The sequence below is a fragment of the Methylocystis sp. H4A genome (assembly GCF_015709545.1).
GTDB classification, from domain to species: domain Bacteria; phylum Pseudomonadota; class Alphaproteobacteria; order Rhizobiales; family Beijerinckiaceae; genus Methylocystis; species Methylocystis silviterrae.
The window spans coordinates 200,135-214,424 of sequence record NZ_JADNQY010000028.1; the positions used below are offsets into that span (position 1 = coordinate 200,135).

The window sequence follows — 14,290 nt, forward strand, 5'->3', positions numbered from 1 at the left end:
GCCGTTGCCTATCAAATGGACTTCAACTGTCAAGGTCGTCGGCGTTCGCGCCGCATTGTTTGGCAAACCCTTTGACGCGACGATTTGTCTGTCGAATCTGGCGTTGCAACAATTGCGCGGACCGACGGTTTGTGATTGAACCGGCCGACTACCGAGCGGGGCGGGCTTTGGGCGGGCTGCGCACGGAAATCACAAAAAGAACAACGACTGTCTGGCGAAGGGTTCGAAAGGCGGCTTTAATGTTTAACGTCAATCGACAGATGCTCACACGTGGCGCATTGGCGGCCGCCGTGGCGATTTCTGCGACTTTGTTCGCGGGCTTCGCCCTCGCACAAGTTGAAGGGCAGCCCACCCCGGGCGGCCTCGGCCTGCCGAACATGGTCACGCCGGTCGGCTTGGGGACTCAGCAATTCTACAACATGGTGCTGATGCCGATCATTTCGTTCATCGCGCTCTTCGTTCTGGGCTTGCTGGTCTATGTGAGCTATCGCTTCAACGAGCAGAAGAACCCCATTCCTTCGAAGCTGACGCACAATACGCCGCTCGAAATCGTCTGGACCCTGATTCCGGTTCTGATCCTTCTGTTCATCTCCGTTCCGTCGCTGCGACTGCTGGCGGAGCAAGTTGAGGTGCCGGAGGCGTCCGTCACGATCAAAGTGACCGGCAACCAGTGGTATTGGTCCTATAAATATCCGGAGGATCAGGGCGGCGGCTTTGGCTTCGATCAGATGATGAAGCCCGAATCCGAGCTCCAGCCCGGCGATCTTCGTCTGCTGTCCGTCGACAATGAGGCTGTTGTGCCGGTCAATGAGGTCATCGCCGTGCACATCACGTCGAACGACGTCATCCACGCGTTCGGCGTCCCTTCGTTCGGCGTTCGCATGGACGCGATTCCCGGTCGTTTGAATCAGACATGGTTCAAGATCGAGAAGGAAGGCGTCTACTACGGCCAGTGCTTCTTTATCTGCGGCAAGGATCACGCCTATATGCCGATCGTGATCCGCGCGGTCAGCCGCGAGAAATACAATGAGTGGCTTGCCGAGGCGAAGCAGAAGTTCGCCAGCGCCGACTCGCGGGTGCGGGTCGCCGCCGAGAGCCACTGAATAGCCGCTGAAACGAGACGCAACGGAACACACTAGTTTTTCTAAGGAACATGACGATGGCGAGTTCGACGATGGCCGGGGCGCATGATCATCCGAGGGGTTTGCGCCGCTTCCTCTTCTCCACCAACCACAAAGACATCGGCACGCTCTACATCATCCTTGGTTCAGTCGGCGGCGTCATCGGCTTCCTGCTGTCGCTCGGCATGCGGCTCGAGCTGGCGTATCCGGGCGTGCAGATTTTTCCGGGGCTTGCGGAAGCGCTCCAGGGCGCCGATCCGTCGATGGCGCTGGACGCGGGCAAGAACCTCTACAACGTGTTCATCACGGTCCATGGCGTGCTCATGATCTTCTTCATGGCCATGCCGATTCTCATCGGCGGCTTCGGCAATTGGTTTGTGCCGATCATGATCGGCGCGCCGGACATGGCCTTCCCGCGCCTCAACAACATCTCATTCTGGCTGCTCTTCGCCTCACTCGTGCTCGCCGTCATTTCGATGTTCGTCGAGGGCGCGCCGGGCATGAAGGGCTTCGGCGGCGGCTGGACCTTCTATCCGCCGCTGTCGTCGAACACCGGCTCGCCCGGCCCGGCGATGGATTTCGTGATCCTGGCGCTGCATCTCGCCGGCGCATCGTCGATCCTTGGCGCGATCAACTTCATCACGACGATCTTCAACATGCGCGCGCCCGGCATGACGCTGCACAAGATGCCGCTGTTCGTATGGTCGATGCTCGTGACCGCCTTCCTGCTGCTGCTCGTGCTGCCGGTGCTCGCGGGCTGCGTGACGATGCTGCTCACCGACCGCAACTTCGGCACGATGTTCTATGACCCGGCGGGCGGCGGCGATCCGCTGCTGTTCCAGCACCTGCTGTGGTTCTTCGGCCATCCGGAAGTCTATATCGTCATTCTTCCCGGCTTCGGCATCATCAGCCAGATCGTGTCGACCTTCTCGAAAAAGCCGGTGTTCGGCTATCTCGGCATGGCCTACGCGATGGTCAGCATCGGCGTGCTCGGCAGCATCGTGTGGGCGCACCACATGTATACGGTCGGCATGTCGCTCAATGCGCAGCGCTACTTCACGCTGGCGACCATGGTGATCGCGGTGCCGACCGGCATCAAGATCTTCTCCTGGATCGCGACGATGTGGGGCGGTTCGATCTCGTTCCGCGCGCCGATGGTCTGGGCGATCGGCTTCATCTTCGTGTTCACGATGGGCGGCATCACGGGCGTCGTGCTCGCCAACGCCAGCGCCGACAAGCAGTTCCATGAGGGCTACTATGTCGTCGCGCACTTCCATTACACGCTGTCGCTCGGCGCGGTCTTCGCGCTCTATGCGGGGTTCTATTACTGGTTCCCCAAAATGACCGGCTACATGTATTCGGAGACTCTGGCCAAGGCGAACTTCTGGCTGCTGTTCATCGGCGTCAACGTCGTCTTCTTCCCCCAGCACTTCCTCGGACTGGGCGGGATGCCGCGCCGCTACATCGATTATCCCGACGCTTATGCGCTGTGGAATCTGGTGTCGTCCTCCGGCATGATCTTCGTGACGCTCTCGCTGATCGTCTGGTTCTACGCGATCATCGAGGCCTTCATGAAGAAGCGGCTGGCCGGCGCCAATCCCTGGGGCGTGGGCGCAACGACGCTGGAATGGACCCTGTCTTCGCCGCCGCCCTTCCACCAGTTCGAGGTTCTGCCGCGCATCACCGGGTCGGCGCGGTAACAAAACGACGCGTCGGCGCGAAAGAACGCGCGCCGACGATGCAAGCCGGCGCCGGCGAGCATGACGTGGCTCACTGCGCCGTCTCGGCGGCCAAGGTTTTGAGTGAAACGCCATGAGCGACGCATCCTATCTGCACGACGAAAAGGCTCCGCGAATCTCCGTCGCGTCGCCGTCGGACTATTTTGCGCTGCTTAAGCCGCGCGTGATGTCGCTCGTGGTGTTCACCGCGCTCGCCGGCCTGTTGCTCGCGCCGACGCCGCCGCATCCGCTGATCGGCTTTGCGTCGCTCCTGGCGATCGCCGTCGGCGCCGGAGCCTCCGGCGCGCTCAACATGTGGTACGACGCCGACATCGACGCGCTGATGACGCGCACGCGCAAGCGGCCAATTCCCGCCGGTCGCCTCGATCCCGAAACGGGGCTCGCCTTTGGCCTCGTGCTGGCGACGCTGTCGGTCTTTACGCTCGGCTATGTCGCGAACTGGTTCGCCGCCGCGCTGCTCGCCTTCACCATTCTCTTCTATGTCGTGATCTATACGATGTGGCTGAAGCGCTGGACGCCGATGAACATCGTCATCGGCGGCGCCGCCGGCGCGCTTCCGCCGATGGTCGGCTATGCCGCCGCGACAGGCGAGATCAATCTCGCGAGCGTCGTGCTCTTTGCGATCATCTTCATGTGGACGCCGCCGCATTTCTGGTCGCTCGCGTTGCTGAGAAGCGAGGACTACGCCCGCGCCGGCGTGCCGATGCTGCCCAATGTCGCCGGCGAAGACCGCACGCGTCTCGAAATCCTGATCTATGCGCTGGCGCTTGCGCCGCTTGGCGTTGCGCCATGGCTGATGGGCTTCGCCTCGCTCGCCTATGGGCTTGTCTCGATCGGCTGCGGGATCGCGCTCGTCGGCCTCGCCGCGGCTGTGTTCAAGCAGCGCGAAGGCGACGCGGCCCGGCTGGCCGCCCGCCGGATGTTTTTGTTCTCGATCCTCTATCTGTTCCTGCTGTTCCTGGTCCTCGTCGTCGAGCAGACGGCGCATATCTTTGCGCTGATTTAGGCGGCCAAGCGGATGGTGAACGAAATGACCGATGCAGGAGATAAGATGAAAGCGCGCGCGAGCTTATTCGATCGGCCAGGGGTCGTTCTGACCGAAGAGCAAGCGCGCAGCCGTCGCGCGCGCAATATCGCGATCGGCGTGACGATCGCGCTCCTCGCCGTGCTGTTCTACGCCGTCACGCTCGTCAAATTTGGCGCGGCCATCGTCAATCGGACGATCTGACCATGAACGCGCCGGCGCCTCGTTCACGCAAACGCCCGCAGATGATCGCGGCGGCGCTGGTCGTGGGCACGGCGGCGATGCTCGGCCTGTCTTTCGCTTCGGTTCCGCTTTACCGGGCCTTTTGCGCCGCGACCGGCTTTGGCGGCACGCCGAGGACCGATGTCGCCGGCGCGCCGTCCCCCGGCGAGCGCGTGCTCACCGTGCGCTTCGACGCCAATGTCGCCCGCGATCTGCCGTGGCGCTTCGAGCCCGAGGTCGCCAAGATCTCCTTGCGCACCGGCGAGACGAAAACCGTCTATTACAAGGTCGCCAATCTCTCTGATCGCGAGACCAGCGGCCAGGCGGCCTACAATGTTACGCCCGGCCAGGCCGGGGCCTTCTTCGTCAAGGTCGCCTGCTTCTGCTTCGAGGAGAAGCGGCTCGGACCGCACGAGGCCGAGGAATGGCCGGTGGTTTTCTATCTCGATCCCGCTCTTGAGCGCGAAGAAGGCATGCGCGGCGTTCGCGAGATCACGCTTTCCTACACGTTCTTCGCGATCAAGGATTCGACTGCGGCGAAGACGAGCGAGACGGCGACCGCAAAGCCGAAGGGTTGACGGCGCCGCGCGACTTGACCGCGCGGCAAACTAGGGGACTGGCCGGTAGCGCCGGCCGATGACAAGGAAGAGCAAGATGGCGGACGGACACGCGAAACCCGAACACGACTATCATCTGGTCGATCCGAGTCCGTGGCCGATCGTGGGCGCGTTCGCCGCGCTCATCACGGCGATCGGCGCGGTCATGTGGATGGCGCAGCACAAGGGCGCGCCGATCGGCGGCATGACCTTCGGCGGCGCCATGTTCTTTGTCGGCATGGGCGGCATTCTCCTCGTGATGTACGCGTGGTGGAGCGACATCATCCGCGAAGCGAGCGTCGGCGGGTTCCACTCGCCGGTCGTGCGGCTGCATCATCGCTACGGCATGATCCTGTTCATCTTCTCGGAGGTGATGTTCTTCGTCGCCTGGTTCTGGGCGTTCTTCAATTCGGCGCTTTTCCCTGCAGATGCGGTGCAGGTTATGCGCACCGAACTATTTCAGGGCGTCTGGCCGCCCAAGGGCATGGAAGTGTTGAGCCCCTGGAAACTGCCGCTCATCAATACGCTCATTCTGCTCAGCTCCGGCGCGACTCTGACCTGGGCCCATCACGGCCTTCTGGAAAACAAGCGCGACGTGTTGAAGAAGGGCTTGATTGCGACGATCGCGCTCGGCCTGCTGTTCACGACGATCCAGGCCTATGAATATCTGCACGCGCCCTTCGCCTTCGCCTTCGACCCGGCAAAGCCGGCGGCGACGAATTACGGCTCGACCTTCTTCATGGCGACCGGTTTCCATGGCTTCCATGTGATCGTCGGCACGATCTTCCTCATCGTATGCCTGCTGCGCGTCTTCAGGGGCGCCTTCACGCCGGACCAGCATTTGGGCTTCGAATTCGCCGCCTGGTACTGGCACTTCGTCGACGTCGTCTGGCTGTTTCTGTTCGCCTGCATTTACGTGTGGGGGAACTGGGGCGGGACAATGGAATAGGCGCGCCGACGCCAATTAGAACATTGGACGGTCACGGGCGCGCCCGTGACCGTTTTCGTTGGAGGACCAACATGTCACAAGAGCACGTCTATCCGCCCGTTTCGCTCTATGTCGACGGAATCCTCGGCAGATGTCCGCGCTGCGGCAAGGGCCACATGATTCGCGGCCTGCTGACCGTCGCACCGACCTGCGAGGTTTGCGGGCTCGATTTCTCCTTTGCCGACGCGGGCGACGGTCCGGCGATCTTGGTCATGACCGTCGTCGGTTTCGTCGCGATCGCGGTGCTGTGGTATGTCGAGGTGAACTATCAGCCGTCCTATTGGGTGCATGCAGCGATCCTTGTGCCCCTGTCGGCCATTCTCTGCGTGGGGCTGCTGCGGCCGATGAAGGGCCTGCTGATCGCCCTGCAATATTTCAACAAGGCCGAAGAAAGCCGCCATCAGTCGTGAGTTCCGCCGTCCGCGCGCTTCTGGGGCCGGCGGCTGCGACGACGCTGCTCTTTGCGCTGCTGGTCAGTCTGGGATTCTGGCAGGTGCGGCGGCTTGGCGAGAAAGAGGCGCTGATCGCGCGCGTCGAGCAGCGCTCCACGCAGTCGCCGCAGCCACTGCCGCCGCCTGAGCGATGGGCGAGCCTTCGCGCTGAAGATTACGACTTCATGCATGTGCGGGCGACGGGCCGTTTTATCGGCGGCCGCGACGCGCTCGTCTTCGCCGCGCCGCCGGAAGGCGCGAGCCGAGAGCCGGGCTATTGGCTGCTCACGCCTTTCGCGCTGACGGGCGGCGGCGTTGTGCTTGTCGATCGCGGATTTCTTCCAGCGTCAAAAGCCGGCGACGCTGCGATACGCGCCGTCGCTCCCGACGAAGTGACGCTCGTCGGACTGCTGCGTGCGCCGGAGCGCCGCAACTCCTTTACGCCCGCCGACGAGCCCGAGAAGGGCGTCTTCTATGCGCGCGATCCCGCGGCGATCGCCGGCGCTCTCGGCTTAGCCGACGCCGCGCCTTTCGCGCTCGTCGTTGACGCGGTTCCTGCAGCGGGGCCGGATTGGCCGCGCCCGGTGGGGGGCGTTCCAACGATCGTCAATAATCACTTCTCCTACGCCGTGACGTGGTTCAGCCTGTCCCTCGCGCTTCTCGTCGTTTTTGGGATCTACGCGCGGGGCGTCCTTGCGCAGGAGCGCATCTAGCGACCTCGGGCTTGCAGCGCTGTCGAATATGCTATGAAAAGCGCACTGACACGCGCGCGCGCGGCGCGCGCTCTTCCATCCATGGATTGACGGTTGCGCTATCTCTCAACCCGCGGCGAGGCCGCGCAGCTTGGCTTCGACGAGGTTCTGCTCGCCGGTCTTGCGACTGACGGCGGGCTCTACACGCCGCTCGCCTATCCGCGTCTCGCGCCTTCCGAGATCGCCGCGCTCGCGGGCCGGTCCTATGCCGAAGCGACGGCGCAAGTGATCGCGCCCTATCTCAGCGAGACGTTTTCGCGTGAGATTTTGCGGGCGCAGACAGAGAGCGCCTATAGCGGGTTTCGTCACCGCGCGATCGCGCCGCTGACGCAGATCGCCGACAATCTCTTCGTTCTCGAACTTTTTCACGGGCCGACGCTCGCCTTCAAGGATCTGGCGATGCAGCTCCTCGGGCGCATGATGAATCATGTGCTCGAAGAGCGAAATCTGCGCGCTACCATCGTCGGCGCGACGTCCGGCGATACGGGCGCCGCGGCGATCGAGGCGTTCAAGGGTCTGGATCGCGTCGACGTCTTCATCTTGTTTCCGCATGGCCGGGTCTCCGACGTGCAGCGCAAGCAAATGACCACGGTCGCTGACGACAATGTTCATACGATCGCGCTGCAGGGCTCCTTTGACGACGCGCAGGCGATTTTGAAACGGCTGTTTCGCGCCGCCGACTTTCGCACGCGCGTCGGACTCGCCGGGGTCAATTCGATCAACTGGGCGCGCGTCGTCGCGCAGACCGTCTATTATTTCACGAGCGCCGTCGCCCTCGGCGCGCCGCATCGGCATATTTCCTTCGCCGTGCCGACAGGCAATTTCGGCGACGTGCTGGCCGGCTATGTCGCCAAGCGGATGGGTCTGCCGATCGACAGACTGGTCGTCGCGACCAACGCCAACGATATCCTTGCGCGCGCGCTTGCGAGCGGCCGATACGAGCCGCGGGGCGTCACGCCAACTCAGTCGCCGTCGATGGACATTCAGGTTTCATCCAATTTCGAGCGCCTATTGTTTGATGCGACGGGACGCGATCCGGCTGCGGTCCGCGCCGCTTTCGCCTCGCTCGATCAATCCGGAGCTTTCGAGATTCCGCCTGCGGCGCTCGCCGCCATTCGCGCCGAATTCGATGCCGAGTCCGTTGGCGAGACCGAGACGACGGAGGAGATTCGCCGCACTTGGCGCGAGACCGGCTATGTGCTCGATCCACATACCGCGACCGGCGTCACTGCGGCGCGCGCGCGGCTTGCGAAAGATCCCGCGACGCCCGTCATCGCGCTTTCGACGGCGCATCCGGCAAAGTTTCCAGACGCCATTGAGCGCGCCATCGGACTGCGTCCGCAGCCGCCTGAAAATATTGCGGCGCGACTTGACGCGCCGGAACGATTCACGATTCTTGAAAATGACGGCGCGCGAGTCGCCGAATTCATCTCGTCGCACGCGCGGGCGGCGAAGAGCTGACAAGGTCTGGCAAGGAGCAAGATGGCGATCTTCAGCGTAATCGGGCGGCGAGACCTGCCGATTAGAGGCGACGGTCTTTATCTGCGCGCGTCCGAAATGCGCGACTACATTGAGTGGGCCGAGCTGCGCGAAAAAAGCCGCTCCTTCCTGACGCCCTGGGAGCCGCTCTGGCCGATCGACGATCTCACACGGGCGAGCTTTCGTTATCGCGTGCGCCGCCACGCCGAGGAAATGGCCCGTGACGAGGCCTATTCCTTTTTCGTCTTCCGTGAGGAGGACGACGCGCTGATGGGCGGCCTCTCCTTCGGCCATGTCCGGCGGGGCGTGTCGCAGGCGGCGACGCTCGGCTACTGGATGGGCGAACCCTATGCAGGCAAGGGCCACATGACCCGCGCCGTTCGCGCCGCTTGCGCCTATGCTTTCGAGAAGCGCGGCTTCCATCGCATCGAGGCGGCTTGCCTGCCGACGAACGAGCCCTCGAAGCGCTTGCTGGAGCGCGTCGGCTTCAAGCAGGAGGGCTATGCGCGCTCCTATCTCAACATCAACGGCCAGTGGCGTGACCATTTGCTTTATGCGCTGTTGGAAACTGATCCTCAGCCGATCAATCCGCCATCGCCAGCGTAAGCGGAACACTGAAAGAAACGCGCCCGGCGATCGATGCAGGGCGCGTAACAAATCGGCTTGAGCTGCGCCGCCTCTTCACGCGCTAATGGATGAAGAGCCGATTGCGGCCTTTGTGCTTCTGACGCGGACGAGATCGCTCACGCGAGCGCCGCCTTCTGCAGAGCGACGAGGTCCGCGACTCCCTGCTGGGCGAGCGCCAGCATGGCCGACAACTCATCCTGGGAGAAAACCGCGACTTCGGCTGTCGCCTGAATTTCAACGAGGCCGCCCGACCCGGTGAGGACGAAATTGGCGTCGGTCGCCGCGGTTGAATCCTCGGCGTAATCGAGGTCGATCACCGGCGTTGCGTTGAAGATGCCGCAGGACACCGCGGCGACATGATCGCGCAGCGGGCTTTCCTTGACGATGGAGCGCGAACGCATCCAATCAAGGCAATCATGCAGCGCCAGCCAGGCGCCGGTGATCGACGCCGTGCGCGTGCCGCCATCCGCCTGGATGACGTCGCAATCGACGACGATCTGCCGCTCGCCAAGCGCTGGCAGATTGGTGACGGCGCGCAGCGAACGGCCGATGAGGCGCTGGATTTCCTGCGTGCGTCCCGAGAGCCTGCCGGCGGCGGCCTCGCGACGCGTGCGCGTGTGGGTGGCGCGGGGCAGCATGGAATATTCCGCCGTCACCCAGCCTCGGCCCTGGCCGCGCAGCCACGGCGGCGGCTTGTCCTCGAGCGACGCCGCGCAGAGCACCTGCGTATTGCCGAATTTTACGAGGCAGGAGCCCTCGGCGTAGCGGGCGACGCCTCGCTCGAAACTCACTTGGCGCATCTCGTCGGGCGCGCGTTTACTGGGGCGCATAATAGCTCCGTTGTCGTATGGGTTGCGCCTTCTATCGCGCTTTCCGCGAGCGTGGAAGCGCCGGGCGAGGGACGGCGTCTTGCGCTGGCGGCCGCATGGTGAAACCATGAGCTAACGGGGCCGGACGGAAACCAGGCTCCGATAGATAAGGAGGGAGTGATGGGTCAAACATTGTCCCCAGCGTCGTCCCAAGGAGCGCATTCTCACGAGGCGAGAGCACGGGGCCCCCGGCTGATTGCGCTGGCGGGCCCGTTCCAATGCGGCAAGACCACTCTTCTCGAGGCTATTCTGGCCCACGCCGGCGCGATCCCGCGGCAGGGCCCCGTCGCTGCAGGAGCCAGCGTCGGCGACTCCAGTCCGGAAGCCCGCGCCCATCAGATGAGCGTCGAGTCCAATGTCGCGACGGTCGATTATATGGGCGACGGCTACACATTCGTCGATCTGCCAGGCTCCGTCGAATTCGCCCATGACTCGCGCAATATCCTGCCGACGGTCGACGCCGCCGTCGTCGTCTGCGAGGCCGACCCCCGCAAGATACCGGCGTTGCAGCTCATTTTGCGCCAGCTCGAAGAGTTCGGCGTGCCGCATTTCATTTTCCTGAATAAGATCGACGCCGCGACCATCGATGTGCGCGAGGCGCTCACCATTCTGCAGCAGGCTTCGCGCACGCCGCTGCTGCTGCGCCAGGTTCCGATCTGGAACAATGGCGTCGCGGTCGGCTTCATCGATCTCGCGCTGGAGCGCGCCTATGTCTATCGCGAACATGCGCCGTCGGAAGTCGTCGACATTTCCGGGGGCGACGTCGCGACCGAGAAGGACGCCCGCTATTCGATGCTGGAGCGGCTCGCCGACTATGACGACGCGTTGATGGAGGAGCTGATTTCCGACATCGAGCCGCCGCGCGATCAGGTGTTCGACGACCTCACCAAGGAATTGCGCGCCGGGCTGGTCGTGCCTTTGTTCATCGGCTCGGCCGAACGCGGCGCCGGGGTGACGCGGCTGTTGAAAGCGATGCGCCACGAGGCGCCGGGAGTCGAAGCGACCCGCGTGCGGCTTGGCGTCGGCGAGGGCGGCCCCGCGCTGGCGCGCATCATCCGTACGATCCACACGCCGCACGGCGGAAAAATATCGGTCGCGCGCGTGCTGCGCGGCTCCCTTGCGGACGGGCAGACCGTCGCTTCGCCTCAGGGAGAGGATCGCATTTCGGGCATGTCGCATTTGATGGGCGCGGCGACGAGTAAGACGACGGAGGCGAAGACGGGAGACGTCGTCGCGCTCGGGCGTCTCGATCATTCGCAGACCGGCGACACGATCGTCGCCGACGCCCGCTCCGGCGCGGCGGATTTGCAGAAGACGCGCGCGGACGCTCCCGATCCGGTGCACGCCCTCGCGCTCAATGTGAAGGACCGCAAGGACGAGATGCGCCTCGCCGCGGCGATGACGAAGCTCATCGAAGAGGATCCTTCGCTCGTTTTTGTCCATGACCAGGAGCTGTCGCAGATCAAGCTCTTCGGCCAGGGAGAGATGCATTTGCGTGTGGCCCTCGAACGCCTCGCCTCGCGCTTCAACGTCGCGGTCGACTGCTCAAAGCCGACGGTCGCCTATCGCGAAACGATCCGCCATAAGGTCACCATCCGCGGCCGTCACAAGAAGCAGTCGGGCGGACATGGCCAGTTCGGCGACGTTGTGATGGAGATCGCGCCGCGCGGCCGCGGCGAAGGATTCGCCTTCAGCGAGCGCGTGCACGGCGGCTCCGTGCCCAGGCAATATTTCTCGTCCGTCGAGGCCGGCTGTCAGGACGCCTTGCTGCACGGCCCGTTAGGCTTTCCCGTGGTCGACGTCGAGGCGGTGCTGACCGACGGCTCGTACCATTCCGTCGATTCTTCCGACATGGCGTTCCGCACCGCGGCGCGCATCGGCATGAGCGAAGCCCTGGAAAAGGCCGAGCCGATCCTGCTGGAGCCGGTGCTCGCGGTCGATATTTTCGTGCCGAGCGACGCGATGTCGCGCGCAACCGGCATCGTCTCGGCGCGGCGCGGCCAGATCATGGGCTTTGGTCCGCGCGAGGGGTGGGAAGGCTGGGACAAACTCGAAACTCTGATTCCCGAGGCGGAGATGGACAATCTCATCGTCGAACTGCGCTCCGCGACGGCGGGCGCGGGCTTTTACCAGGCGCGCTTCGACCATCTCGCGGAAGTCGTCGGCAAGCAGGCGCGCGACATCGTCGCCGCGCATACGGCGAAGGCGAACGGGGGATAGCGGTTCAGCCTGGAAAGCAGCGCCCGAAGGCCAGCAGCAGGCGCGGATCGCCGCGCAGCCGGATCTTGCCGCGCAGCAGCGCCCAGACGAGGCTCGTCTCCTTGCGCACGAAGCGCAGCCAAGTTTCGGAGTCGGCGGTCACGAGCAGTCGGGAGTCGCCGACAAGGCCGTCGTTGACGCTGAGCGTTTTGTTGGCGATGACGATGGTGGCGCTGCGACGGTCCGCGCCGGTGAAGACGAAGTGGTAGACCGCGTCGAGACCGGTCGACTTGCCGCGCTGGAAGAATAGCCGCAAGCCGGAGAGGAAACCCTCGATCGTCATGGCGCGTGGCGTCGAGCCCACGCGTTTCGGCGTCTTGGCCGGAAACCGGCGCGCCACATAAGCTTCGGCGTCGGAGTCCGCGACGACGTAGACCGTCTCGGCTTTCTTCTGCAGCGGATCGACGATCTCCTGAAGATAATGCTTCTTGTCCGCCTGATAGGCGCCGATCACATCCGCGCCCGCCGGGCAGACGGCCATGCAATAGGCCGCCTTGTAGTTCGGACCGAAGGCGAGGCTCTGCCACATTGAGACGGTCTCGGCGTCGCTGACTTTCGCGCGATAGGCGCGCGCGCTTTTTGCATCCGCGATCGTCTCTGCCCACTCGCCGAAACCGCCCATGAACTCGCGATAATTATGCGTGTAGCAGGCGCCGAAGTCGAAATGTCCGTCCGGCGCGATCGCGCCCGTCGGACAGGCGGCGACGCAGAGCTTGCATTCGAAGCACGGATTGAAGTCGAGCGGCGTGGCGCGCGCCTCAAGCTCGATGTCGACGGCGACCGTGCCGAGCAGAATGAAATTGCCGAACGTCGGATGGATGACATTGCGATGGAGTCCCATGTGCCCGAGACCCGCGGCGACGGCGACGGGCTTGTGCGAGACGATCCACATCTTGCGCGGCCAGCGTGACGCTTCCATTGGGAATCCCATCGACGGATAGGCGGCGCGCACGCCGCGCGCTTCGAGGGACTGGGCAATCGCGCGCGCGACTTCGTCGCAATCATCGGCTGCATGGTGGAATTCGAGATTGGCGACGGATCGCGCGGGACTGCGGATGTTCTCGCGGTTCATGCGGAGGACGAAGGAGATGAGCGTGCGCGCGAAGGGAAAGGCCGCGAGGATGTCGTCCCGTTGATCGTCAAGCGCCGGATCGTCGAGCGAGACAAGGCCGACGTCGTCGGCGCCGGCCTCAAGAGCAATCTCGCGGAGGGCGTTCGCATCGAGAACTGCGGCGTCATGTGCGAAGGAGAGGCTGCGATCTACCGTCATTGCATATACCCCTTTCAGCGCGGCGACAGTCTCGGCGCCGTTCACCTTAGATTGGCGAGGTCGCCTCCGTCAGGACGCGCAGTTCTGAGAGAAGCTTTTGCAGGCGTTCGGCGCCGAATTTCGACTCCACTGCATTCTGCGCCTCGCGCCAATGCGGCAGCGCGTTGGCGAGCGTCGCCTCGCCGAACGGCGTCAGCGCAATCTTGCGCGTGCGGCGATCGTCGCCGCGCTTCACCTTTACAAGCCCGCGCTTCTCCAAAACCGCGAGGTTTCGCGCAAGCGCGCTGCGATCAAGCGCGAAATATTCGGCCAGTTTGCTAACCGTCGCGCCTCCGGTGAGAGAGCAGGCGACGAGCAGCGAATATTGCGTCGGCTCCAGACCCGTCGCGGCCATAAACTGCCCGTAGAGCCGCGTGATGGCGCGGCTGGCGCGGCGGATATTCGCGGCCGCGCAGCTTTGCGCGCACAGCTTGACGTCGGCTTGGTCTAACGAAGTCATGATATGTGTATATGCCCGTTTATTCGCGCCGTCAAGGCGGCCGGCGCTCGCTTGTGCGCAAGAACACAGCAAACCAGCTCGCTTCGGATGAGGGTCGTGAACTGCTTTTCTCATTATCAAAAGGGGAGTGATGGGATGCGAATGTTCTTATTCCTGGTGGTCGCTGCTCTGGCCATGTCGTTCAGTCTCTATTCGAGCGCTGGCGGCTTGAAGCGCGCGTCGATCTCTGCGCCTCAGGCGACGGGTCTCGACGCCAATCCGCCGCCGCGTTGCGCCAATAGCAAGAGGGTGCGACAGGCGGCGAACGTCGGATGCGTCATGAAGGGCAAGCGCCGCAGCGCGTAATTGGGGCGCTTGATCCGTCGACGGGCGGCGTTAGCTACTCGCGCAACCCTCACGCGCGAGAAGAGGCTC

At 63.7% G+C, this 14,290-nt stretch carries 15 protein-coding genes; 12 read left to right on the top strand and 3 right to left on the bottom strand.

What is annotated here, in order from left to right; genetic code table 11:
- Positions 1 to 239 precede the first annotated feature (239 nt).
- The 10 genes from coxB (at position 240) to IYW40_RS17690 (ending at position 8,958) form a co-directional block, all read left to right on the top strand.
- Entirely contained in the window at positions 240 to 1,103 is an 864-nt protein-coding gene (gene coxB / locus IYW40_RS17645; protein WP_175093567.1) for a cytochrome c oxidase subunit II, read from the top strand.
- 56 nt (positions 1,104 to 1,159) lie between these two features.
- Positions 1,160 to 2,821, top strand: a complete 1,662-nt coding sequence (gene ctaD / locus IYW40_RS17650) for a cytochrome c oxidase subunit I (RefSeq protein ID WP_196401586.1) — start codon at positions 1,160 to 1,162, stop codon at positions 2,819 to 2,821.
- A 112-nt stretch (positions 2,822 to 2,933) separates the two neighbouring features.
- Complete coding sequence (locus IYW40_RS17655) at positions 2,934 to 3,866, top strand: heme o synthase (protein ID WP_196401587.1); 933 nt, start codon at positions 2,934 to 2,936, stop codon at positions 3,864 to 3,866.
- Positions 3,867 to 3,878: 12 nt separating this feature from the next.
- Positions 3,879 to 4,088, top strand: coding sequence for a CoxF (locus IYW40_RS17660; RefSeq protein WP_246720893.1), 210 nt, complete (start codon positions 3,879 to 3,881; stop codon positions 4,086 to 4,088).
- Positions 4,089 to 4,090: 2 nt separating this feature from the next.
- Positions 4,091 to 4,684 carry a cytochrome c oxidase assembly protein gene (locus IYW40_RS17665; RefSeq protein ID WP_196401589.1) on the top strand — a complete coding sequence of 198 codons (594 nt, stop codon included), beginning with the start codon at positions 4,091 to 4,093 and terminating at the stop codon, positions 4,682 to 4,684.
- 76 nt (positions 4,685 to 4,760) lie between these two features.
- The gene (locus tag IYW40_RS17670; protein ID WP_196401590.1) at positions 4,761 to 5,651 is read left to right on the top strand and encodes a cytochrome c oxidase subunit 3; all 891 of its coding nucleotides are present in this window, start codon (positions 4,761 to 4,763) and stop codon (positions 5,649 to 5,651) included.
- Between the two features lie 71 nt (positions 5,652 to 5,722).
- Complete coding sequence (locus IYW40_RS17675; protein ID WP_196401591.1) at positions 5,723 to 6,100, top strand: DUF983 domain-containing protein; 378 nt, start codon at positions 5,723 to 5,725, stop codon at positions 6,098 to 6,100.
- Positions 6,097 to 6,834: an SURF1 family protein gene (locus IYW40_RS17680; RefSeq protein WP_196401592.1), complete on the top strand. Its 738-nt coding sequence runs from the start codon at positions 6,097 to 6,099 to the stop codon at positions 6,832 to 6,834. The genes IYW40_RS17675 and IYW40_RS17680 overlap by 4 nt, the downstream gene beginning before the upstream one ends.
- A gap of 93 nt (positions 6,835 to 6,927) precedes the next feature.
- Positions 6,928 to 8,334: a threonine synthase gene (thrC, locus tag IYW40_RS17685; RefSeq protein ID WP_196401593.1), complete on the top strand. Its 1,407-nt coding sequence runs from the start codon at positions 6,928 to 6,930 to the stop codon at positions 8,332 to 8,334.
- 21 nt (positions 8,335 to 8,355) lie between these two features.
- Entirely contained in the window at positions 8,356 to 8,958 is a 603-nt protein-coding gene (locus tag IYW40_RS17690) for a GNAT family protein (protein WP_196401594.1), read from the top strand.
- 137 nt (positions 8,959 to 9,095) lie between these two features.
- On the opposite strand, the gene rph is transcribed toward IYW40_RS17690, so the two are convergent.
- Positions 9,096 to 9,809 carry a ribonuclease PH gene (rph, locus tag IYW40_RS17695; RefSeq protein ID WP_018407504.1) on the bottom strand — a complete coding sequence of 238 codons (714 nt, stop codon included), beginning with the start codon at positions 9,807 to 9,809 and terminating at the stop codon, positions 9,096 to 9,098.
- A gap of 159 nt (positions 9,810 to 9,968) precedes the next feature.
- Here rph and IYW40_RS17700 point away from each other — a divergent pair, with 159 nt between their 5' ends.
- Positions 9,969 to 12,068 (top strand): elongation factor G, encoded by a 2,100-nt coding sequence (locus tag IYW40_RS17700; RefSeq protein WP_196401595.1) that lies wholly within the window; start codon positions 9,969 to 9,971, stop codon positions 12,066 to 12,068.
- 4 nt (positions 12,069 to 12,072) lie between these two features.
- Here IYW40_RS17700 and IYW40_RS17705 read toward each other — a convergent pair whose 3' ends face one another.
- Both IYW40_RS17705 and IYW40_RS17710 read right to left on the bottom strand, forming a co-directional pair.
- Complete coding sequence (locus tag IYW40_RS17705) at positions 12,073 to 13,377, bottom strand: SCP2 sterol-binding domain-containing protein (RefSeq protein WP_196401596.1); 1,305 nt, start codon at positions 13,375 to 13,377, stop codon at positions 12,073 to 12,075.
- Between the two features lie 46 nt (positions 13,378 to 13,423).
- A complete protein-coding gene (locus tag IYW40_RS17710) occupies positions 13,424 to 13,876 on the bottom strand; it encodes a MarR family winged helix-turn-helix transcriptional regulator (RefSeq protein WP_175093559.1) in 453 nt (150 codons plus the stop codon).
- Between the two features lie 135 nt (positions 13,877 to 14,011).
- Here IYW40_RS17710 and IYW40_RS17715 point away from each other — a divergent pair, with 135 nt between their 5' ends.
- Positions 14,012 to 14,221 (top strand): hypothetical protein, encoded by a 210-nt coding sequence (locus IYW40_RS17715; RefSeq protein ID WP_246720896.1) that lies wholly within the window; start codon positions 14,012 to 14,014, stop codon positions 14,219 to 14,221.
- Positions 14,222 to 14,290: the final 69 nt, after the last annotated feature.

Excerpts from the sequence above, each read along its gene's own strand:
- IYW40_RS17660 (WP_246720893.1), top strand. The coding sequence starts at position 3,879 with ATGGTGAACGAAATGACCGATGCAGGAGATAAGATGAAAGCGCGCGCG.
- IYW40_RS17665 (WP_196401589.1), top strand. The coding sequence starts at position 4,091 with ATGAACGCGCCGGCGCCTCGTTCACGCAAACGCCCGCAGATGATCGCG.
- IYW40_RS17715 (WP_246720896.1), top strand. The coding sequence starts at position 14,012 with ATGCGAATGTTCTTATTCCTGGTGGTCGCTGCTCTGGCCATGTCGTTC.
- IYW40_RS17655 (WP_196401587.1), top strand. The coding sequence starts at position 2,934 with ATGAGCGACGCATCCTATCTGCACGACGAAAAGGCTCCGCGAATCTCC.
- rph (WP_018407504.1), bottom strand. The coding sequence starts at position 9,809 with ATGCGCCCCAGTAAACGCGCGCCCGACGAGATGCGCCAAGTGAGTTTC.
- IYW40_RS17705 (WP_196401596.1), bottom strand. The coding sequence starts at position 13,377 with ATGACGGTAGATCGCAGCCTCTCCTTCGCACATGACGCCGCAGTTCTC.
- IYW40_RS17710 (WP_175093559.1), bottom strand. The coding sequence starts at position 13,876 with ATGACTTCGTTAGACCAAGCCGACGTCAAGCTGTGCGCGCAAAGCTGC.
- IYW40_RS17690 (WP_196401594.1), top strand. The coding sequence starts at position 8,356 with ATGGCGATCTTCAGCGTAATCGGGCGGCGAGACCTGCCGATTAGAGGC.
- IYW40_RS17670 (WP_196401590.1), top strand. The coding sequence starts at position 4,761 with ATGGCGGACGGACACGCGAAACCCGAACACGACTATCATCTGGTCGAT.
- coxB (WP_175093567.1), top strand. The coding sequence starts at position 240 with ATGTTTAACGTCAATCGACAGATGCTCACACGTGGCGCATTGGCGGCC.
- IYW40_RS17675 (WP_196401591.1), top strand. The coding sequence starts at position 5,723 with ATGTCACAAGAGCACGTCTATCCGCCCGTTTCGCTCTATGTCGACGGA.
- ctaD (WP_196401586.1), top strand. The coding sequence starts at position 1,160 with ATGGCGAGTTCGACGATGGCCGGGGCGCATGATCATCCGAGGGGTTTG.
- IYW40_RS17700 (WP_196401595.1), top strand. The coding sequence starts at position 9,969 with ATGGGTCAAACATTGTCCCCAGCGTCGTCCCAAGGAGCGCATTCTCAC.